This is a genomic window from Kordiimonas lipolytica, from assembly GCF_001550065.1.
This window is the reverse complement of record NZ_LRUB01000036.1, coordinates 54,426-78,141: the sequence shown is the minus strand read 5'-3', so window position 1 is coordinate 78,141 and position 23,716 is coordinate 54,426. Positions and strand designations below refer to the sequence as shown.

Here is a 23,716-nt window from a genome sequence, read left to right as displayed (position 1 = left end):
GGAAGGAGGATCAGTCGGTTAAGAGGCGCGGGCTTCGGGCGCGTCCTCGACCGCGATGGTAATGCCCAGCTCCTGCGCCAGGGTTTTCATGTCATAGTCCGGCAGATCCGCCGAGACCACACGCACGTTCATGGCCTGCCACGTGGCGACAAGCTGGCTCATCATTTCCTTGCCGTCAAAATGCCCGGCGAGCTTTTTCATCATTGGTGGCGGCATCTCGATCATCCCGCCCTTCAGGCACTGAAGCGCTTCGGGCGCCACCACCGCGTCTCCGAAACGGTCGATCCAGATGGGGTGGCCGTTTGCCGCCAAACGGTTCAGCGCGTCCCAGTGCAGGCCACCGCGGCGCACGGGCGGCATACCCTTGATGCGGAAGCCGATGCGCGACGCGTCTTCGCCGTGACGCTCAAGCATGGCGGCAAGCTCTTCCTGAAAACGCTCCTGAATCATGGTGGACCGGCACAGCTCATAATAGTCCGGCTTTTCGCGTTCATCCGCTGGCTTCCTGACCCGCATGCGGATCAGGTCCTCCAGCTGTGCGAGGTCATGTTCGATCGATATATCAGGGTGGTCGGCCAGCACGATAATCTCATCCGGGCGCCTGATCTGGCCCTCAAGATTCACCTTGCCCTGTTGCAGCACTGCAATGGAAACCGACGCCACGTTGTCTGACACAGACCGCGGGCTGGTGCGATACTTGTAGCGCTTGATCGCTTCCTGAATCAGCTTCCTGTTATGCTCGATGCCGTCGATAACGCCGGTGAGCTTTTCAATGCCGTGCTCGTCTTCAATTTCGCCCACAAACACGCCGCGCGCCTGATGAAGCGCCTGGTGCAGTTTCTCGGGCGCCACATCACGGTCATCGATCGCCATGTTGGCTTTATTGAGCGCGAGCTTTTCCGGCGCGATATTCAGCCGCGCCGCCACATTCTGCATCTCAAGGTCGAAGGCTTCCTCGTCGAACCCACTGGCGGTCAGGAGGCCATAGGACGCTTCATCCAGCTTACCCACCTTGCCGCCAACCGCGTGCTTTTGCAGGTTGGCCTCAAATTCAGACCGTGCGCTGTCTTTCTCTTCGTCCGTCAGGCCCGCATCGCTGCCGTCCCTCAGGGCATCCATGCTGACCATCGTCAGGTCCAGGTCGCCTTCAAACGGGGACGCCAGCAGGTCCTCAACGAAATTGAAGAAGCTGTACATATCAGCGGCGGGTGCAGCGGCCTCTGCTGTCTGTGCTGCGTTCAGATCATCCGCGCGGCCAGGCTTGTAGAAGTCCAGGCGGCGCCCGCCTTCCGCCACAGTCACCAGCTTCATGTCGAAATTGATATAGCCGCCGGTCTTGAGCCGGAGCGGCACGCGCGGGAACACCACATTCTGGAAGATGGACACATCATCGCGGTCCAAGAGGCGCTCCACCCGGTCATGGGCGTCAGCAGGGAACAGGAAACTCAGCGGCTGCCTGAAAAGATCAACATCCTTCCACCGCATGATCGTCTTGAACTGATCATCCGCCTTGTCGATGTAGCTCTTTTTGACAAGGAATAAGCTGAATTCTGGCTCGCTCACAACGCCCTCGCCTACCTAAATACTTGATGTGCCTGATTTACTCTCTTTCCCTCATAACACACGGATTTTAAGGTCATGTAAAATATTGCTTCAAATTTGAATGAACTCAAAGCAACTCGATCAGGCATCAAAGCATCAGCTTGCCAGAAACTCAACGACGTCAGGGTCGGACAGAGCCGATTGGATCAGGCTATCGAGCGCAAGGCTCAACAGCTCCCTGTTCGTTGCCTGATCCGACGTGAATTTCAGCTTCCGGTCTTCCGTGGATTTGTATCGACGTTCGAAGGTCTTGCCGTCCTTGTCAAAACTTAGCTTCGCAACGGCGATGGCGTGTCCGTTCGTACCCAGCGTTGCGAATCTTTCCTTGGTAACTGGGTCGATCTGCTCTCGCTCGCCAATCAGATCGACACGCAACAGGTCGAATTTTATTTCCAGCGGCGTGCGGGAAGTGAAAAGCTTGTCTGCGATCAAAGCACTTCCCAGGCGATATTTTACATGGTCCATCACTGCCTGATTCAGCAGCAGTCGTTCATCGTAATTCTCATAAACTTTCTTGACGAAAGCACCGCGCTGAAACAGCGGATGCACGACAACCTCAATCACCGCATATTGGGCCGGTGCGGCAACATCAGCATCCGTATCTGCTGACCGCGCAGCCAAAGGGCTGGAAACTGCCACAAGCACAGCGGCAAACAAAAGTCCCAAAGATCTCATCTTGCATCCCCCACCTAATTGCAGTTGGCGACGCAAATAGCCACCAACCACCAGTGTTAAAGATACAACTATTAGATAGGGCTGTAAACGATGCGGAAAGGCAGCCTAATTGGCCGCCCGGGTCTTTTCCACATCTGCCCGGATGCGGGCTGAAATCTCCAGCACGCGGGCACGCAGGGCATCTTCATCGATGGTCAGCACCTTGCCGTCCTGCATCAGCACGTTACCGTCCACAATAGTGGTCACCACATCCTGCTGATCCGCCACATAGACAAGCTGCGACACCACATCATAAAGCGGCTGCATGCGAAGGCTGTCAATCGATACCTGGATCATGTCAGCCCGAAGGCCCGACTTCAGCACACCGGTCACACCTTCAAGCCCTGCGGCTTTGGCGCCCATGCGGGTTGCAAGGTCAAGCGCGGTCGCCGCCGGCAGCACCGTGGGGTCGGTTGCCACGCCCTTGTGAACAAGTGCCGCCAGATGGATTTCATCCCACATATTGAGGTTATTGTTGGATGCCGCGCCGTCTGTCGCCAACCCCACAGTCACACCCGCTTCCAGCAGCTTCGGCACGGGCGAAAAGCCGGCCCCGGTTTTCATGTTGGATGTGGGGTTGTGGATCGCGGCGAAGTTTTTGCCCGCCACAAGCTTCATGTCGCTGTCGGATGGCCAGACAACATGGGCCGCGATCACCTGTGCGTCCAGCATGCCAACATCCGACAGTTCTTCGATGGAGGTCTGCTGGTATTTGCCGCGGATTGTATCGAGCTCAGATTTATCTTCCGCAATATGGATCGAGATAGGCGCATCCAGCTCGATCGCCACTTTGGCAACGTCCGCCAGATGCTCTTTCGACACCGTATAGGGCGCGTGGGGCGCAAGCCCTGGGGTGATGCGGGCATTCTTGCCCTGCCAGTCGCGCACGAACTTGACACCAGCATTGAAGCTGTCATCCCAGCCCTTGAACCCAGGGCTCGGAAAGTCAATCATCGGCGCGGTGATCACAGCGCGCAGGCCGCATTTATCCACCACACCCGCGATCACTTCCGGGTAAAAATACATATCGACAAAGCTTGTCGTGCCACTCTGGATCATCTCCCAGCAGGCCAGTTCCGATCCCACCTTGATGAAGTCAGGGTCCACATAGCGGCCTTCCATGGGGAAGATATATTTGGTCAGCCATGTCATCAGCTCAAGGTCGTCTGCCATACCGCGGAACAGGGTCATGGCCGTATGCGTGTGCGCGTTCACAAGGCCCGGCATCAGCACCCGGCCCTCGCCCGCGATAACCTGATCGGATGTGTAAGCACCGGTGATTTCCGCGTCTGTGCCCACGGCCACTATCGCGCCGTCCTTGACCGCAACCGCACCTCCTTCGATCACGCCTTTTGCGTCATCCATGGTCACCAGATAGCTGCCATGAACGATCATATCTACGGGGGTCTTGTCCGAAGCTGCACTCATGAAAAGGCTTCCTTCAACTGTCATGAAAGCGGCGATCAAACCCGCCACTCTTGCCATTGTTTTCGCTATCATTCTCTGTCTCATCCTAGCCTGAAACCTGTGTCTCAATTGTTAACCCTAGCCCAGCGGTTAAGCCCCGCCAATCACTTGCGCGCCAATTTGCGCCACTGCGCCGGAGAGGCTTGGAACCAGCGCCGGAAAGCCCGCACAAAAGCCGCGGGTTCCGAATAGCCAAGCCTTATGGCGATATCCGAGACCGGCAATGCTGTTTCCTTCAGAAGGCGGCAGGCCTCGTTCCGCCGTACCTCTGTAAGCATATCCCGAAAGGCCGCCCCTTCCGCCGCCAGCGCCCGCTGCAGGCTGCGTTCAGACATGCCGACCGCCTTTGCCGCCGCTGTGATGCTGACGTCGGTGCCGTCAGAAAGCGCTTTCAGAAGGGTGGCCTTTACCTGCGCCAGCACGCCTTCCTTCTTTGGTATTTCCGCTTCCACATGGGCGCGCAGCATTTCATTGAGCGCAGGGTTGGCATCATTCATCGGCTGACTGAGGGCCGCCGCATCCCAGACAACTGCATGACGGCGACCGCCAAATGTAACCGGCGCGCCAAAAGCATCAACAAAGGCCTGGGGTTTGGGTGGGATTGGCCGGGTCAGGATCACTTGTTTGGGCTCCACACCCGGCGAAGCCCAGCGCGCAAACCTTACCATGGGCAGCAGAACGGCTTCTGACCGCACAAAGGGTGCGCGCCAGTCTGCCCGCAGCGGTTCATAGACAATGGCGCATTCGTCCGCCGCCTCTTCCATGTGAAGCTGTCCTGCCGCGCCCACATAAAAGGCCAGGTCACACGCAGCCTTGAGCGACTCGCCCACCGTTTTCGCGGTCACAAGAAGATGCCCAAGGGTGGAATAGCTGCTGTAGCGAACGCGCGCCCCAACCTTCAGGCCCAAAAGCCCGTCGCCCGATAGCTTTTCGGCGGCCACCCACAGGGCTTCAGCGGTCTCTTCGCCGACCCGCCCTTCCGCAAGGGGCGCGATCCCCGCGGCTTTATAAAGCGCGCCGGGTGCAACACCATATTCGGCGTGCATCACATCCACGAGCGTGGCCAGATAGCGGGTAAGGACGGTATCGTTCACTTGATCTTCTTGGCGTAAAATATCAATTTTTAGACGCCGACTGTCATTCACAAGGCAGCAATCGTCAAGTAGATTTACCGCGTCCTTTGGGAAGGGGACACTTTGGGAGGGATGGAAAAGCATGGACGCAAGCGCCATCAATGACGCCGTGATCACGCTGGAGCCGGGCACGCAGCTCGCGCTCGCCGTCTCTCTCGCCTTCACCATGTTCTCTGTGGCGCTGGGGCTCAAGACCGATGATTTCTCATTCCTCAGAACCCACAAGCGCAGCGTTTTCTATGGCCTGATGGCACAGATTATAGGCCTGCCGCTGGTCACACTCGCGATCCTCACGCTGTTCGAACCCATGGCGGGCATCGCCCTTGGTATGATCATCGTGGCCTGCTGCCCGGGTGGGAATGTATCCAACCTGTTCACGCGGCTCAGCCGGGGCGATGTGGCCTACAGCGTCTCGCTCACCACATGCTCCAGCCTGTTTTCAGCCGCCTTCCTGCCGCTTGCGATCCTTTTCTGGACCAGCCTTTATGGCCCCACGCGGGACCTTGTGGAAGCCATCCATCTGGACCGGCTGTCATTTGTGCTGAACACCAGCCTCACGCTTCTTGTGCCGCTCGGGTTCGGAATTGTGCTGTCACACTACCGGCCCAAGCTTGCCCACAAGCTGCAGCGCATGTGCCTGCCGCTCGCGGTCGCGGTGATTGTGGTGATTGTGGCCGTGGGGCTGGCGACCAACCTTGACCTTCTCAAGCATTTTGGCGACCAGATTTTGCCCTATGTGGCGCTTCACAACACGGCTGCTTTCATCCTTGGTGGGCTTGTTGGCATGTTTGGCCTCAGGACCCGTGCCGCCCGGCGCGCGCTGGTGTTCGAGATCGGCATCCAGAATTCAGGTCTCGGCCTTCTTATCATGCTCAGCCAGTTTGGCGGGCTTGGCTCCGGGGCGATGGTTCTCGCCACCTGGGGCATCTGGCATTTCATTGGCGGCTTTGCTGTTACCGGCCTGTTCCGGCTGGCGGACCGCATAACACACTATTCACCCCCTAAATTGCAGGAGGACACACATGGCATATGACCTGATCATCAAGGGCGGCACCATCTATGACGGCAACGGCGGCGAGCCCACCACGGGCGACGTGGCGGTCAAGGACGGCAAAATTGCCGCCATCGGTTTGGGCCTTGGAGAGGCCGAGCGCGTGATCGATGCCGCAGGCGCCATCGTCACCCCCGGTTTCCTTGACCTGCACACCCATTATGACGGCCAGGTTTCCTGGGACGCGGACCTCCAGCCCAGCGTCAACCACGGCGTGACCACCGCAGTGATGGGCAGCTGCGGCGTGGGCTTCGCGCCTGTCCTGCCAAAAGACCATGACCGCCTCGTGCGCCTGATGGAAGGGGTTGAGGACATCCCCGGCACCGCGCTGGCGGAAGGCCTCAGCTGGAACTGGGAAAGCTTCGCGGACTATATGGACGCCATCGATTTCCCGCACACCATCGACTATGCGGCCCAAGTGGTGCATGACCCGCTGCGCGTCTATGTGATGGGCGACCGCGCGGTATCAGGCGAGCCCGCGACCGATGAGGATATCGCCAGGATGCGCGAACTGACGCGCGCGGCTCTCGAGGCTGGCGCAGTTGGTTTCTCCACCGGGCGATCAGACGTACACCGCACAGCCGACGGCGACTGGACCCCTGCATCCGAAGCCACGAAGGAAGAGCTCGTGGGCATCGCCGAAGCCTTCAAAGGGCTGGACCACGGCGTGTTGCAGGCGGTGAATGATTTCGACCTTGAGCGCGGTGACCCGGCGGCCTTCGACCGCGAGTTCGACCTCCTTGAAGCCTTCGCGGGCGCATCCGGCGGGCGGCCTTTTTCGCTGTCTCTGATGCAGCGGGACTTCGCGCCCAAACAGTGGAAGAACATCATTGCCCGCGCCGAAGGCGCTAAAGACAAGGGCATCAACATGCGCCTGCAGACCGCGCCGCGCGGCATTGGCGTGATATTGGGGCTTCAGTGCACCTTCCACCCATTCATTGGCTTCCCAAGCTACAAACGCATCAGCCACCTGCCACTGGACGAGCGTGTGGAAGCCATGCGCGATCCTGAGTTCAAGGAACAGCTGCTGAGCGAGAAATCAGAGAAGGTCGCGGGCGACGGCACGGCCATTCCGCCCCTTGCAGACATCCTTTTGCAGCAGATTGATTTCATCAGCTGCAAGATGTTCAAGCTGGGGGAAAACCCGGATTATGAGCAGAGCGTGAATGCCAGCGTCTACAAGATGGCCCAGGAAGACGGCGTAACGCCGTTATCAAAGATCTACGACATCCTCTTGGAAAAAGACGGGCAGGAATTCCTCTATTTCCCGATCTATAATTATACCGACCTGAATTATACCGCCGTGCACGAGATGATGACCCACCCGCAGGCGATCATGGGCCTGTCGGACGGCGGGGCGCATGTTGGCACCGTGTGTGACGCCAGCTTCCCGACCTATCTGTTGTGCCACTGGGCGCGGGACCGCAAGCAGGGGCCACAGATCCCGCTCGCACGCGCTGTGCAGATGCTGACGTCCGAGATCGCAGATTATGTCGGCTTCAAGGATCGCGGTAGGCTGGAGGTGGGCAAGAAAGCCAACATCAATGTGATCGACCATGCGAGGTTGCGCCTGCACGCGCCGCATATGGTCAAGGACCTTCCGGCGGGCGGCCAGCGCTTGCTTCAGGAAGCCACGGGCTATATAGCCACGATTGTAGACGGCAAAGTGGTTCTTGAGAACGACAAGCTTACAGGCCTAAGGCCCGGCCGTCTGGTAAGGCTTGGCTCAAAGGCGGCATAACAAACGTGGCGGACATTCTTTCCGAAATTGGCCTCCTCACACTTGTGGGGCTGGCCGCAACCGTTCTTCTGGCAGCGATCCTTCGCGCCTTCACCGGCTTCGGCTTCGCGCTGGCGGCACTGCCGGTCTTCAGCCTTGTGATCGCGCCAACCACGGCGGCAAGCGTGATCGTGCTGCTGACCCTGACAGTATCGCTGCAGACCATCCGCACCTATTGGAAGGACGTACCGATAAGGGATATGGCAGGCATGATCGTCACGTCTGCCGTTGGAACATTGCTCGGCACCTATCTTCTGCTGCTGTTCAGCCCCGATGCTTTCCGGCTGCTGATCGGCGGCACGGTGATGCTGGCCTGTTTCCTCTTGGCCAAATACAAGCCCGCACCGCACCGGGCGGGTGGCATCTTCGGGCTTGGCTCTGGGCTGATGTCCGGCCTCCTGAATGGGGCACTGGCCATCCCAGGGCCGCCGGTGATCATCTATTCGATGGCGGTCTATGACCGGGCCCGCGTCGCGCGCGCCTTCCTTATGGGCTTTTTCCTTTTCTCTGCCGCCTTCGCTGCCACAAGCTACACCATTGAGGGCATCATCGGGCTGAAGGAGCTGACGCTGTTCGCCGTCTGTTATCCTGCCATGCTGATCGGCAACAGGACCGGCGACTGGCTATTCGAGAAATACGGCGACGCCAGCCACCGCCCCATCGCCATCTGGGCGCTGTTCGCTATCGGTCTCAGCGTCGCGGCGGCCGCGATCTTCTAGCTGGTCATTTTAGCTGGCTTCGGCCAGCGGGTTCTCGTCCGCCGGCAACACCGGGGCGGGCTTGGCGAAATAATAGCCCTGCAGGTAATCCGCGCCCATTTTCGTAAGGCACTGGGCTTCTTCTGCACATTCAATGCCCTCAGCAATCGTTTTGATGCCGTTGTCCTTGGCAATCTGCAGCAGGCGTTTCACGATCGTCTGCTTGAAAACATCTTCATGGACATCCCGCACCAGATCCATGTCCAGCTTGACATAGTCGGGCCGCATCTCGTGCAGCATATTAAGACCGGACCAGCCCGAGCCGATATCATCCAGCGCCACGCCAAAGCCTGCGCTCCGGTAAAACGCCAGAATACCCTTCAGGTGTGCCTTGTCCCGCGCCTGATGCGTTTCCGTCAGCTCGAAAACCACGTCGCGAGGCTTGAGCCCGGCGGCCTCAATGGCCGCGGCCGTTGCGCGCAGGCAATAGGCGGGATCATAGATGCTGGATGGGTTGAAGTTGATGAAAATCTTGCCTTTCAGCCGTCCCGCCGCAGCAGCCTCAACCGCGCTTTTACGCGCCAGAAGGTCTGCAGTGAACAGCAGGTCAGACTTGCTAGCCACATCAAAGACGTGACCGGGTGGAATGATGGTGCCCTCAGCATCGCGCAGCCTGAAAAGCCCTTCCTGGCCAAAGGCCTGGTCCGGCTGTTTGGCGTGGAAGATGGGCTGGAACCATGTCTCATAGCGTTTTGCCTCCAGGGATTCGATAATCCACTGGCTCTGGAAGCGATTGATAAACACATCAGCCTGGAACACACGCCCCATGTCTGACGGCGAAAGGGTTTCATCCTTTGTCGTGACGATCTTGGTGTTGGCAAGTTCCTGGCCGTTGAACTCCCCAAAGAGGGTGGTCAGAAACGCCCCCACATCAGCCCTGCCCATGACGATGCGGTAGGATGTCTGGTCAAAGGCCTCCCCCTCAAGCCCACGATGTCTGGCGATTTCCTTCAGCCGGTCGGCAGCCTTGCTCGTTGGAACGTAAATCCAGAAGAACGTCTTCTCGAAGATGTGGGCGTGGATGGTTTCACATTCCTTGCAGTCCATGGCGGCCTCCTGAAGTTTGTTTCGTCTGGCTTACGACAGCCCAAACGCATTGGATCAGCAAACCCATAAAGCAAAAGCCCCGACCAGCAGGCCGGGGCTTCGTATTTTCTGGCTGTGTGCGAGACCTAGTCGGTCAGGCCGCGGGCCTCAAGGATAGCGTCCAGCTTGTATTCGCGGCCTTTGAATTCCTCGAACATTTCCATCGGGTCGCGCGCGCCCCGTGGCTCAAGGATCGAATGCCTCAGACGCGCCGCCACATCCTGGTTGAAGATGCCCTCTTCCGCGAAGGTGGCGTAAGCATCAGCCGACAGCACTTCAGACCACAGGTAAGTATAGTAGCCCGCCGCATAGGCCGAACCACCAAAGGCGTGGTTGAAGTATGGCGTGCGGTAGCGCACAACGATCTCGTCGATCAGGCCGATCTCATCCAGCACCTGCTTCTCGAACGCCGCCACATCAACGTCGTCCGCAATACTGCGGGTGTGCCAGTGCATGTCCAGAAGGGCGGCAGACACATATTCAACTGTCGCGAAGCCTTGGTTGAACTTCGAAGCCGCTTCCAGGCGTTCGATCATGTTCTCCGGGATCACCTCACCAGTTTTATAGTGCTTGGCGTAAACGCGCAGCACCTCTGGCTCCCACGCCCAGCCTTCGAAAATCTGGCTCGGGAATTCGACAAAGTCCCAGGCCATGCTGTTCATGCGGTCATAGGTCACGTCAGACATCAGCGTGTGCATGGCGTGGCCGAACTCATGGAATAGCGTGCCCACATTATCAGCAGACAACAGAGGCGGCACGTCGCCAGAGCCCTTGGGGAAGCTCATCACGTTGACCACAATCGGCGTCGCGACACCGTCCACTTTCTTCTGGGACCGGAAGCTGTTGTTCCAGGCACCGCCGCGCTTGGACGCACGGGCATGATGGTCTGTCAGGTAAAGACCCAGGTAGCTGCCGTCTTTTTCATACACCTCGAAGGTGCGGACATCGGGGTGATAGGTGTCAATATCCGTGCGTTCCTTGAACGTCAGGCCCCACAGCTTGTTTGCTGTGTGGAACGCGCCCTTCAGCACGTTATCTAGCACGAAATATGGCTTCAGCGTCTGCTCATCCAGGTCATAGCGCGCCTTGCGGACTTTTTCGGCATAGTGCCACCAGTCCCACGCCGCCAGCTCGAAATCGCCGCCTTCGCTGTTCACCATTTCCTGAAGCGCTGCGCGCTCTTCTTTGGCTTTTTCCAGCGCAGGTTCCCAGATACGGTTCAAAAGCTCGAACGCCCGGTCAGGGTGCCCCATCATGCGGTCCGCCATCTGATATTCAGCGTGGTTCTTGTAGCCCAGAAGCTTGGCCCGCTTTTCGCGCGCCTGCAGGATGTCCTTTACGATCTCGGTATTATCGAACTCGGTGCCCTTGGCGCCGCGTGCCATATAGCCCTTATGCAGCTTCTCGCGCAGGTCCCGGCGGGTGGAGAAGGTCATGAACGGCGTGAAGCTGGAGCGCGTGGCGGTGAACATCCATTTGCCTTCATGCCCACGTTCCTTGGCCATCTCGGCCGCTGCCGCAACCACGAAATCAGGCAGGCCCGCCAGATCCGCCTCATTTTCCACGATCATCTCGAATGCGTTCGTGGCACCCAGCACGTTGCGCCCAAACTTTGTCGTCAGGCCCGAGATTTCCTCATTCAGCTTCGCCAGTTCCGCTTTCGCGTCCTCATCCAGATTTGCGCCAGCGCTGGTGAAATCCAGGTGCGTGCGCCACAGCATGCGCGCCTGTTCAGGCGTCAGATCCAGGCTGTCGCGTTTCTGGTAAAGCGCGTCCACACGGTCGAACAGCTTCTTGTTGAAAAGCGTCTCGTTGTTGTGGCGACTGAACATGCCGGAAACCGTGGCCTGGATTTCCTGCATCTCCGGGTTGGTATGCGAGCCGGTGAGGTTATAGAAAACACCAGCTACCTTGTTCAAAAGCTTGCCTGACTTATCCAGCGCGGCAATGGTGTTCTCAAAGGTTGGCGCGTCCGGGTTGTTCGCAATGGCATCAATATCCGCGCGGCTTTCTGCAAAGGCCTTCTCGAACGCGGGCATATAGTCTGCGTTTTCGATCTGGCTGAAAGGCGCCAGGCCATGCGGCGTGGTCCATTCCTCAAAGAACGGGTTGGTGTCTTCAGCTGTCGCGGATGGTGCAGCCATCGGCAGCGCCATGCCCATAAGCGCCGCTGCAAGCGCGGCTTTCTTGAATTTTTTCATGGTAACCCCTTAGGTCTGTTTTGGTGCGGCCCTACCCTTGTCGGGCCTTCTTCTTTTTCTAGGGGCACAGTTATAAACGGGGATATTGGCAAGACACAAGGAATGCGGCGAAATGCGGGGCGTTTGCGACGGATGGTTAGCCGTCACCCTGAACTTGTTTCAGGGTCCACCACTAAATCCCTGCCACTTGAGGCAGTCATGGATGCCGTTCCCTCGCGCCTTCTGGCGCTCGCCCGGCATGACAAGCCTGCTTTAGGACTGAAGGAAGGTAGTCAGCACCTCATCCGCCAGGGCCTTCAGGGTCATCTTGCCGTCTGGTTGGAACCAGTTCCGCGTCCAGGCAAGTGCGCCGCGGATCAGCTGACGTGTGATCTTGGGGTCGCCCTTGAGAAGCCCCTTGGCGGCACAGCCCTCGAGCGCGCTGTTCCAGCAGGCATCGTAGCTGCCGTCCCGGATGGCCAGCACAGCATCGCGGTACTGCGGTTCCAGGCTGCGCCATTCGTCCACCAGCACATAAGCCGCATGGCCGCTTTCCCGGTGAATGCTGTTAAGCTCATTCAAGACAAGCGCCCTGAGCTGCTCGACCGGATCGTCAAGACCCTCAACCGCCTTCTCGGCACTTTCACCCATGGAGCGAGTCGTCAGCGCCATGGCTGTATAAAGGATTTCCTGCTTGCTTTTGAAATGATGAAACAGGCTGCCGGACAGGATGCCGGCACGCGCCGCAATGTCCCGCACAGTCGTGCGCTCGAACCCTTTTTCATAAAATAGATCAATGGCTTCCTTCAAAATCCGCTCCTTCGCGCGGCTGATTTCAAAGGCATCCGGGACCTGATTTTCCAAAGCAACTGTCATGCGGGAAGGCTACTCCATCCGACAACGCTTGACAACCAAGCGCTTGCTTGTTTTTAATTAATGCCAACAATTAAATCAAGTGGAAGGATACCGATGTCTGGGGAGGCTCAATCGGGATACAGGTCTGTCTTCAAGGGCGGGCTTTTTACGGGGACACGTATTGTCGTCACCGGCGGCGGCAGCGGCATCGGGCGCTGCACCGCGCATGAGCTCGCAAGCCTTGGCGCAGAGGTCATCATCACCGGCCGCAACCAGGACAAACTGGACACAGTTCAGGCTGAAATCACTGAAGATGGCGGCACGTGCCAAACAAGCGCCTTCGATATCCGCGATGAAGAGGCCGTAAAGGCCGCCATTGCAGACATCCTCAAGGGTGGCCCCGTGACGGGCCTGGTGAATAACGCGGGCGGGCAATACCCTTCCCCTCTTGAGGCCATTTCCACCAAAGGGTTTGAAACTGTGCTGCGCACCAACGTGGTGGGCGCCTTTAACGTGACGCGTGAGTTGGTTACGCAAAGCATGAAGGACACCGGCGGCGCAGTGGTGAACATCACCGCCGATTTCTGGAACGGCATGCCTACCATGGGCCATTCAGGTGCAGCGCGCGCGGCGTGCGATAATTTCACCAAAACCGCGGCGGTCGAATGGGGCCGCTTCGGCGTGCGGGTAAACTCGGTGGCCCCCGGCTGGGTGGCCTCCTCGGGCTTCGACACCTATACCGACCCGCAGGTGAAGGCGATCCTGCCGCAGCTCAAGAATTTCGTGCCGCTTGGGCGCATCGCCACCGAAGCGGAAATCGCCAGCACCATTGTGTTCCTTCTGTCTCCCGGTGCGGCGTTTGTATCCGGCGCCAGCCTGCGCGTGGATGGCGGCGGCAGCCTGTTCAGCCCCATGTTCCCGCCCCAGGGTGCGAAGAACAGCGAAAGCTACCAAGGCTTCCACCGCTATCGTGTGCCCAAACTGCTGGGTGGGGAAGACTGATGCCCGAACTTGACAGCCAGATCGATACATCGTCCGACACGTTCAAAGCGAACGCCGCCTCCATGCAGGCCGCGCTGGATGAGATCGCAGCCATTGAGGACCTGAAAGCGCAGGCGCAGGAAAAGGCCCGTGCGCTGTTTGACAAGCGCGGCAAGCTTCTGCCCAAGGAGCGGCTCGCGCTACTCCTCGACCCCGGCACGCCGTTTCTGGAACTATCGGCTCTCGCGGGCTACAAGATGTATGATGACCGGGACGGGTCTGGCGCTGGCGGCTCCATCGCGGGGATCGGCTATGTCAGCGGCAAGCGCTGCATGGTGATTGTGTCAAACAGTGCGGTCAAAGGCGGCACAGTATCGCCCGCAGGCCTCAACAAAGGGCTGCGCCTTCAGAATATCGCCATGGAAAACAAGCTGCCCATTGTCGGCCTGATGGAAGGCGGCGGCGCGAACCTGCAGCATGTCTCCGACATGTTTGTTGAAGGCGCGCGCAGCTTCGCAAACCAGGCGCGCCTTTCCGCCGCTGGCATTCCGCAAATCACGGTGGTGCACGGAAGCAGCACGGCGGGCGGAGCGTACCAGCCCGGCCTATCGGATTATGTCGTGATGGTGCGCGGGCGCTCGAAAGTGTTCCTTGCGGGGCCACCACTTCTGAAGGCTGCCACCGGCGAGATCGCCGTAGATGAGGAACTTGGCGGCGCAGAACTACACGCGGAAGTCACCGGCACAGCCGAATATCTGGCCGAAGATGACGCTGACGGCATTCGTTACGCCTGCGAAATAATGAAGCGCCTACCATGGAAAGCGCCCGGTACGAAACAGGACGACTATCCAGCACCGCTCTTCTCACCCAATGAGCTGATCGGCGTGGTGCCCGCAGACGCCAAAACGCCTTATGACGTGCGCGAGGTGATCGCGCGGCTGGTGGACGGCTCAGATTTCCTTGATTTCAAGAATGACTATGACAGCCAGACGGTATGCGGCCACGCAAGCGTCGCAGGCCAGACCGTGGGCATCATCGGCAATAACGGCCCCATCACGCCCATCGGTGCCACAAAGGCCGCCCAGTTCGTGCAGCTCTGTGATCAGTCTGGCGTGCCCATCTTGTTCCTCCATAACACCACCGGCTTCATGGTGGGCAAGGATGCGGAAGCGGGCGGCGTGGTGAAGCACGGCTCAAAGCTTATTCAGGCGGTCACGAACGCGCGGGTGCCCAGAATTTCCATTCATATCGGCGGCAGCTACGGCGCTGGCAACTATGCCATGTGCGGTCGCGGTGTGGACCCGCGCTTTGTTTTCTCCTGGCCTAACGCCCGCACCGCCGTGATGGGCGGCGCGCAGGCGGGTATGGTGCTCCGGATCGTGGGCACAGAGAAAGCCAAACGCATGGGTGAAACGCCGGATGAAGACATGCTGGCGGCCATGGAAAAGGCGACAGCCGACCAGATGGACGCCTGCTCAACCGCGCTCTATGGCACCGCGCGGCTGTGGGATGACGGCATCATCGACCCGCGCGATACGCGTAACCTACTGATTTACCTATTGGATATCTGCCGGGACGCGGACAGCCGCGAAACCCGGCCCAACACTTTTGGCGTTGCACGCTTTTAGGGGGAACACGACATGCTTTTTACTGACCAACATAATGAACTCCGCCGCACCGTCGCCCGCTTCGTTGCGGAAGAAGTGAACCCCTATGTGGATGAATGGGAAGAGGCTGGCATTTTCCCGGCGCATGAGCTGTTCAAGAAAATGGGTGACCTTGGCCTTCTGGGCATCTCCAAGCCCGAAGAATTCGGCGGCCTGGGCCTGGATTATAGCTACGAGATGGTGCTGGCCGAAGAATTGGGCGGCATCAACTGCGGCGGCGTGCCCATGGGCATCAGCGTGCAGACCAACATGGCCACCCCTGCCCTCGCCCGTTTCGGGTCGGACGAGCTTAGGCACGAATTCCTCGCCCCCGCCATCGCGGGCGACATGGTGTGTTCCATCGCCGTATCCGAACCCCACGCGGGCTCTGACGTGGCGGCGATCAAGACCAACGCAGTCAGGGACGGTGACGACTATGTCATCAACGGCACCAAAATGTGGATCACCAACTCAACCCAGGCGGATTTCCTGTGCCTTTTGGCCAACACCGGCGACGCGCAGGAGCATGTGAACAAATCGCTGATCATTGTGCCGACGAACACGCCCGGCATCAGCTTTTCGGAAAAGCTGAACAAGCCGGGGATGCGGTCATCCGACACGGCGCAGATTTTCTTTGATGACGTGCGCGTGCCGCAGCGCTACCGGATCGGTCGCGAAGGTGACGGCTTCAGGATGCAGATGATGCAGTTCCAGGAGGAACGCCTGTGCGCCGCCATGCTGGGCCCCAAAGGCATGTCAGACACCATCCAGCGCACCATTGAATATACCAAGGACCGGCAGATTTTCGGCGGCAGCGTGCTGGATAACCAGGTGGTGCAGTACCGGCTGGCGGAACTGCAGACGGAAGTGGAGGCGCTGCGCGCGCTGATCTGGCACGCGACCGAGCAATATATCAACGGCATTGATGTAACCAAACTCGCGACCATGGCCAAGCTGAAGGCCGGGCGACTGGGCCGCGAAGTGCCGGATGCCTGCCTGCAGTATTGGGGCGGCATGGGCTTCATGTGGGACAACCTGGTGGCGCGGAGCTACCGCGACGGGCGCTTGTCCTCAATCGGTGGCGGGTCGGACGAGACCATGCTCCGTATCCTGACCAAACTGATGGGCATGTCCAATGGTTGATCCTGTGGCTGACACTGGGATTGATCCCGTCCTCATCAGCCAGGCCGGCGGCGTTTTCTACGTGACGCTCAATCGGCCTGAGGTGAAAAACGCCATGAACTTCAAAATGGTTGACGCGCTGATGGATGCGTTTGACACAGCCGAGGCAGACGACAGCGTGCGCATCATGGTAATCCGCGGTGCAAACGGCGTCTTCTGCGCGGGCGGCGACCTGAAAGACTTCAGCACTGGCCACAAGAACGCAGATGACATCGCCATCGGCAACCGCCGGTTCGGCACACTGCTGGAGCGCGCCCAGCGCTTTCCGAAACTGCTTGTCACTTTCGTTCGCGGCGCGGCCATGGGCGGCGGCTTCGGGCTTGTGTGCGTGTCGGACGTTGCCATCACGGAAGACAGCTGCCGCTTTGGCATGCCGGAAGTGACGCTGGGACTTATCCCGGCGCAAATCGCGCCGTTCGTGCGTGCCCGCATGGGGCTGACGGAAACCCGAAGGATGGCGCTCACAGGCGATATCATCACAGGCAAAAAGGCCCGGAAAGTGGGCCTTGTGCATTATTCCGAACCCACTGTCGAAGCCATGGACCGCAGGCTGACCGACACCATTGAAAAGGCCAGGAAAGCAGCCCCCGGCGCTGTGGCTGCCACCAAGAAGTTGCTGATGGACATGGGGGACACGGTCACGCCTGAAACGCTGGATGAGGCCGCCAACCTGTTTGCGCGGTCGCTTCAGGGCGAAGGGCTGGAGGGCACCAAAGCCTTCGTTGAAAAACGCCCAGCCAAATGGATGGAGGGCGACAAATGATAAGGCGCCTGTTGATTGCCAACCGGGGGGAGATTGCCTGCCGGATCATCGGCACCGCGCGCGCGATGGGCATTGAAACCGTCGCCGTCTATTCCGACGCAGACACATGCGCCCAGCATGTGAAAATGGCGGACCGCGCCGTTCACATCGGCCCCTCACCCGTGAAAGACAGCTATCTGAAGATCGACGCTATCATCGCAGCGGCCAGAGAAACAGAAGCGGATGCCATCCACCCGGGCTATGGATTCCTGTCCGAAAACGCGGCCTTCGCAAAAGCTGTCGCAGACGCCGGCATCACCTTTGTCGGGCCTTCCGCTGACGTCATCGCCCAAATGGGTGACAAGCGCACCGCGCGCGGCATCGCAGACAAAGCCGGTGTGCCCACCGTACCCGGCTATGACGGCGCTGATGCGGACGACGCCCTGCTGCTGAAGGAAGCAAAGCGCATCGGCACGCCCCTGATGATCAAGGCCACAGCCGGCGGCGGCGGGCGCGGCCTCAGGCGCGTGGATGACCTGAAGGGTTTCACCGAAGCGCTTGAAAGCGCCCGGCGCGAAGCGGGCTCCGCCTTCGGCGACAGCGGCATCATCCTGGAGCGGATGATCGCCGAGGCCCGGCACGTGGAAGTGCAAGTGCTGGGCGACACCCATGGCAATGTAATTCATCTGTTTGAGCGCGATTGTTCATCCCAGCGCCGACACCAGAAGGTGATTGAAGAAGCGCCCTGCGCCACCATCACAAGTGAGACCCGCACGGGCCTGACAGATGCTGCCGTGAAGCTCGCGAAAGCTGTGGGCTACACGGGTGCTGGCACGGTCGAGTTCCTGGTGGACGAAGACGGTGCCTTCTATTTCCTTGAAATGAACACCCGCCTTCAGGTGGAACATCCAGTAACGGAACTGGTGACCGGCATAGACCTTGTGGCCGAGCAACTCCGCGTGGCCTCAGGCGAGGCGCTGAGCGTCAGTCAGGATGACATCACGCTTTCGGGCCATGCGATCGAGGCGCGGCTTTATGCCGAAGACCCGGCCCAGAGCTTCATGCCGCAAACCGGCACGCTGGGTGCCTTAGACATCCCCATCGGGGAAGGCTGTCGGCTCGACAGCGGCGTGGTGGCGGGTGATACAGTCAGCCCCTATTATGACCCGATGCTGGCGAAGCTGATCGCGCATGGCAAAACCCGCGAGGAGGCAAGAAACCGCCTTTCCGTCATGCTATCTGAAAGCCGTATCGCAGGCATGGCAACCAACAAGGCGTGGCTGGCCTACCTCTTGAACGATGAACCCTTCCGGTCAGGCACCATGCGCACCCACACGCTGGATCATGCCACCCCTTTCATCCCGCTGCCACCGGAGACACAGGCGTTGACGCTTGCGCTTCTGTTGCAGGGTGCGGCCCTTAAGGCCAGCCCAATGGCCGCGCTGGCAGGATGGCGAACCCATGCAGGAAACTATACCCGGCGGGTGTTTGAAGTGGACGGCACGCGCGTGCCCGTTGAAGTGCGCCAGTCACGCACCGCCACCGGCTGGGAAATCACAGCCAGCACAACCGACAAAACGCGTAGCACGCTATTTGACGGCGAGACCTTCACCTACAAGGGCGAAAAACTGCGGGTGGCCCACGCCCGAAACGGCGATCAGCATTCAGCAGATTTCGGCCGCTGGCACATTGCCGGGCGGGACGTGACCCACGCCCCGGCTTCAAGGGCCACTGCTGGCGGCACCGGCAGGCTGACCGCCCCAATGGACGGGCAGATCGTGGCCGTACAGGTTGAAAAAGGCGCGCTGGTGAAATCCGGCGACCTGATCTGCGTGATCGAAGCCATGAAAATGGAACATCACATCCGGGCCGACATGGACGGCACCATTGAAGAGTTATCCGCAAGCATTGGCGCGCAAGTGAAAAGCCGCGCGCCCCTTGCCACTATTATTTCGGGGGATACCGCATGACAGACAAAGCCATTTTGACCTGTGCGCTGACGGGCGTACTGACGGACCCAACCCAGCACAATGTGCCGGTGACACCCGAGCAGATGGCGGCTGAGGCCAAGGCCGCCTATGACCAGGGCGCCACCATCATGCATTGCCATTACCGGCAGCAGGAGTCCGGCAAGGGCCATCTGCCTAGTTGGGACGGTGCGCTGGCGCTTGAGATCAACGACGCCATCCGCGCCGCCTGCCCGGGCGTGGTGATCAACATGACCACCGGCGTTGTGGGCCGGGACCAGACGGAAGTGCTGGACTATCTTGCACACTGCAAGCCAGAGATGGCGGCAATGAACGCGGGCACGCTGAATTACCTGAAGACCCGGAAGGACGGCAGCTGGGCCTGGCCGCCCATGACTTTCCAGAACCCGGTCGATAAGGTGGCCGAGATGCTGGACTGCATGCGCGAACACAATATCGTGCCAGAATTCGAATGTTTCGACATTGGCATCCTCCGCTCCGTCAGTCTCTATATCCAGAATGGTATGGTTGATCATGCGGACGTGAATTTTGTCATGGGCGTGGCCTCGGGCATGCCGTGCGACGCGGACCTGCTCCCCTTACTCGTGAAATACCGCCCGGAAGGCAGCCCCTGGCAGGCCACGCTGATCGGGCGGGCAGATGTCTGGGGCGTGCACCAGCGGGTGGCGGAGCTGGGCGGCAACCTGCGCACGGGCCTTGAGGACTGTTTCTATCTGCCATCGGGTGACAAGGCACGGTCAAACGGTGAGATGATCGAGGCGCTGGCGGCCTGCGCGCGAAATGCCGGGCGCGAGGTCACGACACCAGAGGAAACCCGCGCACACCTGGCCACCCAGGACTGGAGGCAGGCATGATCCCCGATCTTAAAAGCTTCGGCTTCACATCTGAACACCAGGCCCTTTACGACACAGCGTACAAGTACGCCGAGAAGGAATTGTGGCCGCTGTTGCCGAAGATGGATGACGAGGACTGGTTCCCGGATGCGGCCTACCGCGCCATGGCGGATGTGGGTTTCCTGGGCACCACAGTTCCGGAAGCACTTGGCGGTGCCAACCTTGACTTCACCAGCCAGGCATTGGTTGCGGAAGCCTTCGGATATTGGAACCACTGCTTCGGCGCCAGCTGGGGCGCCAGCGAAAACCTGTGCGTGAACAATATTGTCAGGAACGCAAACGATGCGCAGAAAGAAAAATATCTGCCGCGCTTTGTGAAAGGCGCCATCGGTGCGCTGGGGCTCACGGAACCCGGCGCCGGGTCTGACGCGCTGGGGTCCATGGCTACCACGGCGACGCGCGACGGTGATCATTATGTGCTCAATGGCCGCAAGATGTTCATCACCAACGGCCCGGTGGCGGATATTCTGCTGGTGTATGCAAAAACCAACCCGGCTGCTGGCCCGCACGGTATTTCCGCCTTCATTGTTGAAAAAGAATTCGAAGGCTTCAGTGTCGCCCAAAAGCTTGACAAGATGGGCTGGCGCGGCAGCCCAACGGGCGAACTGGTGTTCGACAATTGCCGCGTGCCAGCTGAAAATCTTGTGGGCGCGGAAAACCATGGTGTCGCCGTGGTCATGAGCGGCCTCAATATCGAGCGTGCTTTCCTGTGCACATCCACCGTGGGCGTGGCGCAGCGGGCACTTGACCTCAGCGTCGCCTACGCCAAGGAACGCCAGCAGTTCGGCAAACCAATCGCGCATTTCCAGCTGATCAAGGGCTTACTAGCCGACATGTACACGGACGTGGAGACCATGCGCGCCACCGCCTACCAGTTGATGAAAGAGATCAACGATCTGGAAAAAGGCGGCGGCGGTCGCGGCACCATTCATATGCGGACGGCCATGAACGCGCTGCACACGGGCCGGGCACTGATGCGCGTGCTGGATAGCGCGGTGCAAATTCACGGCGGCATGGGCTTCATGCGCGAAACGGAAGTGAACCGGCTCTATAGAAGCGGCAAGGTGATCGAGATCGGCGCCGGCACCAACCAGATACGGCAGACGATCATCGCGCAGGAGCTGCTGAAATAGACACAATAATCGTGGGGGAGACGATCATGTGGGAAGGCAATGAAATAGGAATCGGCTGCAAGACGGTGATGGAAGACCTGGCCTTCTGGGCCAAGGAAAAACCAGACGTGTCTTTCCTTGTGGACCTGAAGGCAGGCGAGCAAATCCCGGTCAGTTGGGCGGAAACAGCCGAGACCGTGGACCGCGCCGCCCGCGCCATACACACCCACTTTGGCAAAAGTGGCCACAAGACGGCGATCCTATCAAAGAACCGGGCGCACTGGATACTGGCGGACCTCGCCATCCTTGCGTCCGGCAGCGTGGCCGTCCCTGTGTTCACCACCATGCGGCCAGAGACCTTCCATTATGTGCTGGATTTCGCCGATGTGGAATTGTTGTTCCTGGGCGAAAGCGCCAACTGGGCGGAGGTGAAAGCCCATGTGCCTGCAGGCATCACCATTGTCACCCTGCCGGGCGTGGATGCAGCCGAAGGCGACATGACATGGGACGAGTTTCTGGCGCTTGGGGACGGGAAACCCACCCCTCAAGGTCACGGACCAGAAGATGTCGCGACACTGATTTTCACTTCAGGCACCACTGGAAAACCAAAGGGCGTGATGCATTCCATGGGCAGCCTGGGGCGCGCCACCCACACGCTGGTAGAGCAAACGGAATCCGGTACTGGTTGGAATTTCATTTCCTACCTGCCGCTGGCGCATCTGGCGGAACGGCTGATTATTGAACTGCATGCGCTTCGGATCGGCGGCACCATATTCTTCAACGAAAGTCTTGAAACATTCGGGCAAGACCTGGCGCTCGCCAAGCCCAACTATTTCTTCGGCGTACCCCGCATCTGGGACAAGCTTTCATCCGCCGTGATCGCAGGCACTGAAGGCGGGACTGAGGCCTTGAGGGCCGCGCTTACCGGGCCGCATGCCGATATGGCGGCCGCTGCCGTACGTGACAAGCTTGGCCTCGCGAGCGTGGAGAAGCTAGTGTCCACCACGGCCCCCGTGCCGCCCCACATCAAGGAATGGTTCAAGCTTTTCGGCCTGCCGCTGATGGACGGCTACGGCCAGACGGAAATCCTGCCGCTGGCCACCACGCCCATGGGGTCCAACAAGCCCCATACGGTAGGCCGCCCCGCCCCCGGTGTTGAAGTGCGCATCACGGAAGAAGGCGAACTGATCGCCCGCGGCCCCGGCTGCAGCCTTGGCTACTATAAGATGCCGGAAAAAACGGCGGAAACATTCCGTGACGGCTGGGTCTATACTGGCGACCGCGCGGAACTGGACGAAGATGGCTTCGTGATCCTGAAAGGCCGGGTGAAGGAAACCTTCAAGACCGCCAAGGGCAAATATGTCGCGCCCATGCCGATTGAGGCCAAATTCCTTGAAAGCGACTATCTCGATCAGGCCTGCCTTGTGGGCCACGGCATGCCGCAGACGGTGCTGTTGCTGGTGATCGCTGAGCTGGCAGAAGGCTTGGCACGGGACGCGATTGAAGCCCATGTGCGCGAACGAGTGGCTGAGATCAACCCGACCCTTGAGCGCCACGCGCAGGTGGGCGCAGTGCTGGTGGCGCCGGAGGCCTGGACCATCGAGAACGGCATCCTGACCCACACCATGAAAGTGCGGCGCGAACGGGTGTTGGACCAGTTCGGCGATGCCATTGATAAGGCCGCTGGGGCCATGGGAAGCGGCGCGGCCTTAAGGGTCGAATTTCTGTAACTCTGTGGCTATGGACCCTGTTTGCGAAGCTAGCGGCACGCCAAACAAGTTCAGGGTGACAACTGGTTTTATCTCAACCGTCATGCTGAACTTGGTTCAGCATCCATCAGCCCGCCATCAGGCCTTCAAGCTCGACCCCTTGGGCGTTTCACCCGCGGCCAGTTGGTCGGCGAACAAATGGTTGCGGTCGCGGTGCCCGGCTTCATCCTCACGCACGACAATCACCACATCACGGAGCGTAGCGCCTGCGCCCAGGCCCCAATAATCAATGGCGATCTGCGGCGCGGGTACATTTTCGTGCCGCCCGGCGTCAATCTCCGCCAGATAGCTGGTGTAGCTCGTTACCGCCTCTTCCTCGAAGTATCCCACCACGCGGTGCGCGGTCTTGGGCGCGAACAGATAGAGGAAGAAATAGAGATTATAGAAAATGGCTTGCGTCACCATGATCACGGCGCGCTCGAACAGCGTTGGCTGTGCCACATGGATGAAGGTCATCAGGTGCATGCGCTCATTATCAGCTTCTTCGAGTAATTCCTTCACCCAGCCTTCATCGTCACGGATCTGGCGAAGCGCCTTCAGGTGCTGCAACAGGCCGCCAACCATACCGGGCACGGCCGCGACGGTCTCCAGCACCACCGCCCGGTGGCCATAGCGTTTGGCAAAGAATGTATCGGCAAAGAAGCGCAGAAGCTTAACAAAGCCGAACGCGATACGGTCCGACGCGCCTTTGGGCACATGGTGGGGGTTCTGATAGCCATGATCTGGCTTCGTCGTGGTTTGCATCTCATCTCTCCCATACTCAATGGTCACCGGGCG

19 protein-coding genes are annotated in these 23,716 nt (G+C 59.5%); 11 read left to right on the top strand and 8 right to left on the bottom strand.

From position 1 onward, the window contains the following. Positions 1-18 precede the first annotated feature (18 nt). From KORM41_RS20120 to KORM41_RS20105, 4 genes are all read right to left on the bottom strand, one after another. Positions 19-1,563, bottom strand: coding sequence for an EAL domain-containing protein (locus KORM41_RS20120; RefSeq protein WP_068152774.1), 1,545 nt, complete (start codon positions 1,561-1,563; stop codon positions 19-21). A gap of 135 nt (positions 1,564-1,698) precedes the next feature. Continuing rightward, positions 1,699-2,277: a hypothetical protein gene (locus KORM41_RS20115; RefSeq protein WP_068152772.1), complete on the bottom strand. Its 579-nt coding sequence runs from the start codon at positions 2,275-2,277 to the stop codon at positions 1,699-1,701. A 105-nt stretch (positions 2,278-2,382) separates the two neighbouring features. Then, positions 2,383-3,744 carry an amidohydrolase family protein gene (locus KORM41_RS20110; protein WP_231727357.1) on the bottom strand — a complete coding sequence of 454 codons (1,362 nt, stop codon included), beginning with the start codon at positions 3,742-3,744 and terminating at the stop codon, positions 2,383-2,385. 143 nt (positions 3,745-3,887) lie between these two features. Beyond that, positions 3,888-4,877, bottom strand: coding sequence for an AraC family transcriptional regulator (locus KORM41_RS20105; RefSeq protein ID WP_068152766.1), 990 nt, complete (start codon positions 4,875-4,877; stop codon positions 3,888-3,890). Between the two features lie 121 nt (positions 4,878-4,998). Between KORM41_RS20105 and KORM41_RS20100 the strand changes: the two genes are divergently transcribed. Genes KORM41_RS20100 through KORM41_RS20090 form a run of 3 tightly spaced genes read left to right on the top strand, consistent with a single transcriptional unit; the run spans position 4,999 to position 8,466 of the window. Next, positions 4,999-5,949, top strand: coding sequence for a bile acid:sodium symporter family protein (locus KORM41_RS20100; RefSeq protein ID WP_068152765.1), 951 nt, complete (start codon positions 4,999-5,001; stop codon positions 5,947-5,949). Next, on the top strand, positions 5,939-7,708 hold the full coding sequence (locus KORM41_RS20095) for an N-acyl-D-amino-acid deacylase family protein (protein ID WP_068152762.1): 1,770 nt from the start codon (positions 5,939-5,941) through the stop codon (positions 7,706-7,708). Before KORM41_RS20100 ends, KORM41_RS20095 begins: the two co-directional genes overlap by 11 nt. Positions 7,709-7,713: 5 nt before the next feature. Beyond that, positions 7,714-8,466, top strand: coding sequence for a sulfite exporter TauE/SafE family protein (locus tag KORM41_RS20090; protein ID WP_068152760.1), 753 nt, complete (start codon positions 7,714-7,716; stop codon positions 8,464-8,466). A gap of 9 nt (positions 8,467-8,475) precedes the next feature. Here the strand turns inward: KORM41_RS20090 and KORM41_RS20085 are convergent, their stop codons facing one another. From KORM41_RS20085 to KORM41_RS20075, 3 genes are all read right to left on the bottom strand, one after another. Beyond that, positions 8,476-9,552, bottom strand: coding sequence for an EAL domain-containing protein (locus KORM41_RS20085; RefSeq protein WP_068152757.1), 1,077 nt, complete (start codon positions 9,550-9,552; stop codon positions 8,476-8,478). A gap of 125 nt (positions 9,553-9,677) precedes the next feature. After that, complete coding sequence (locus KORM41_RS20080) at positions 9,678-11,792, bottom strand: M3 family metallopeptidase (protein WP_068152754.1); 2,115 nt, start codon at positions 11,790-11,792, stop codon at positions 9,678-9,680. A gap of 252 nt (positions 11,793-12,044) precedes the next feature. Next, a complete protein-coding gene (locus KORM41_RS20075) occupies positions 12,045-12,647 on the bottom strand; it encodes a TetR/AcrR family transcriptional regulator (RefSeq protein WP_068152751.1) in 603 nt (200 codons plus the stop codon). Between the two features lie 93 nt (positions 12,648-12,740). Here KORM41_RS20075 and KORM41_RS20070 point away from each other — a divergent pair, with 93 nt between their 5' ends. From KORM41_RS20070 to KORM41_RS20035, 8 genes are read left to right on the top strand one after another with little or no spacing between them, the layout of a single operon-like run. Continuing rightward, a complete protein-coding gene (locus KORM41_RS20070) occupies positions 12,741-13,628 on the top strand; it encodes an SDR family oxidoreductase (RefSeq protein WP_068152746.1) in 888 nt (295 codons plus the stop codon). Further along, complete coding sequence (locus KORM41_RS20065) at positions 13,628-15,235, top strand: acyl-CoA carboxylase subunit beta (RefSeq protein ID WP_068152743.1); 1,608 nt, start codon at positions 13,628-13,630, stop codon at positions 15,233-15,235. Before KORM41_RS20070 ends, KORM41_RS20065 begins: the two co-directional genes overlap by 1 nt. A 12-nt stretch (positions 15,236-15,247) precedes the next feature. Next, positions 15,248-16,396, top strand: coding sequence for an acyl-CoA dehydrogenase family protein (locus tag KORM41_RS20060; RefSeq protein WP_068152740.1), 1,149 nt, complete (start codon positions 15,248-15,250; stop codon positions 16,394-16,396). Further along, entirely contained in the window at positions 16,389-17,198 is an 810-nt protein-coding gene (locus tag KORM41_RS20055; RefSeq protein WP_197421327.1) for an enoyl-CoA hydratase/isomerase family protein, read from the top strand. Before KORM41_RS20060 ends, KORM41_RS20055 begins: the two co-directional genes overlap by 8 nt. Then, positions 17,195-19,147 (top strand): acetyl/propionyl/methylcrotonyl-CoA carboxylase subunit alpha, encoded by a 1,953-nt coding sequence (locus tag KORM41_RS20050; RefSeq protein WP_156432073.1) that lies wholly within the window; start codon positions 17,195-17,197, stop codon positions 19,145-19,147. Before KORM41_RS20055 ends, KORM41_RS20050 begins: the two co-directional genes overlap by 4 nt. Then, entirely contained in the window at positions 19,144-20,019 is an 876-nt protein-coding gene (locus KORM41_RS20045; protein ID WP_068152735.1) for a BKACE family enzyme, read from the top strand. The genes KORM41_RS20050 and KORM41_RS20045 overlap by 4 nt, the downstream gene beginning before the upstream one ends. Further along, positions 20,016-21,191, top strand: coding sequence for an acyl-CoA dehydrogenase family protein (locus tag KORM41_RS20040; protein ID WP_068152731.1), 1,176 nt, complete (start codon positions 20,016-20,018; stop codon positions 21,189-21,191). The genes KORM41_RS20045 and KORM41_RS20040 overlap by 4 nt, the downstream gene beginning before the upstream one ends. Positions 21,192-21,202: 11 nt before the next feature. After that, on the top strand, positions 21,203-22,900 hold the full coding sequence (locus KORM41_RS20035) for an AMP-dependent synthetase/ligase (protein WP_231727356.1): 1,698 nt from the start codon (positions 21,203-21,205) through the stop codon (positions 22,898-22,900). A gap of 117 nt (positions 22,901-23,017) precedes the next feature. Here KORM41_RS20035 and KORM41_RS20030 read toward each other — a convergent pair whose 3' ends face one another. Further along, entirely contained in the window at positions 23,018-23,683 is a 666-nt protein-coding gene (locus KORM41_RS20030) for an alternative oxidase (RefSeq protein WP_068152727.1), read from the bottom strand. Positions 23,684-23,716 lie beyond the last annotated feature (33 nt).

Excerpts from the sequence above, each read along its gene's own strand:
- KORM41_RS20115 (WP_068152772.1), bottom strand. The coding sequence starts at position 2,277 with ATGAGATCTTTGGGACTTTTGTTTGCCGCTGTGCTTGTGGCAGTTTCC.
- KORM41_RS20110 (WP_231727357.1), bottom strand. The coding sequence starts at position 3,744 with ATGAGTGCAGCTTCGGACAAGACCCCCGTAGATATGATCGTTCATGGC.
- KORM41_RS20100 (WP_068152765.1), top strand. The coding sequence starts at position 4,999 with ATGGACGCAAGCGCCATCAATGACGCCGTGATCACGCTGGAGCCGGGC.
- KORM41_RS20095 (WP_068152762.1), top strand. The coding sequence starts at position 5,939 with ATGGCATATGACCTGATCATCAAGGGCGGCACCATCTATGACGGCAAC.
- KORM41_RS20085 (WP_068152757.1), bottom strand. The coding sequence starts at position 9,552 with ATGGACTGCAAGGAATGTGAAACCATCCACGCCCACATCTTCGAGAAG.
- KORM41_RS20080 (WP_068152754.1), bottom strand. The coding sequence starts at position 11,792 with ATGAAAAAATTCAAGAAAGCCGCGCTTGCAGCGGCGCTTATGGGCATG.
- KORM41_RS20075 (WP_068152751.1), bottom strand. The coding sequence starts at position 12,647 with ATGACAGTTGCTTTGGAAAATCAGGTCCCGGATGCCTTTGAAATCAGC.
- KORM41_RS20070 (WP_068152746.1), top strand. The coding sequence starts at position 12,741 with ATGTCTGGGGAGGCTCAATCGGGATACAGGTCTGTCTTCAAGGGCGGG.
- KORM41_RS20065 (WP_068152743.1), top strand. The coding sequence starts at position 13,628 with ATGCCCGAACTTGACAGCCAGATCGATACATCGTCCGACACGTTCAAA.
- KORM41_RS20060 (WP_068152740.1), top strand. The coding sequence starts at position 15,248 with ATGCTTTTTACTGACCAACATAATGAACTCCGCCGCACCGTCGCCCGC.
- KORM41_RS20055 (WP_197421327.1), top strand. The coding sequence starts at position 16,389 with ATGGTTGATCCTGTGGCTGACACTGGGATTGATCCCGTCCTCATCAGC.
- KORM41_RS20050 (WP_156432073.1), top strand. The coding sequence starts at position 17,195 with ATGATAAGGCGCCTGTTGATTGCCAACCGGGGGGAGATTGCCTGCCGG.
- KORM41_RS20045 (WP_068152735.1), top strand. The coding sequence starts at position 19,144 with ATGACAGACAAAGCCATTTTGACCTGTGCGCTGACGGGCGTACTGACG.
- KORM41_RS20040 (WP_068152731.1), top strand. The coding sequence starts at position 20,016 with ATGATCCCCGATCTTAAAAGCTTCGGCTTCACATCTGAACACCAGGCC.
- KORM41_RS20030 (WP_068152727.1), bottom strand. The coding sequence starts at position 23,683 with ATGCAAACCACGACGAAGCCAGATCATGGCTATCAGAACCCCCACCAT.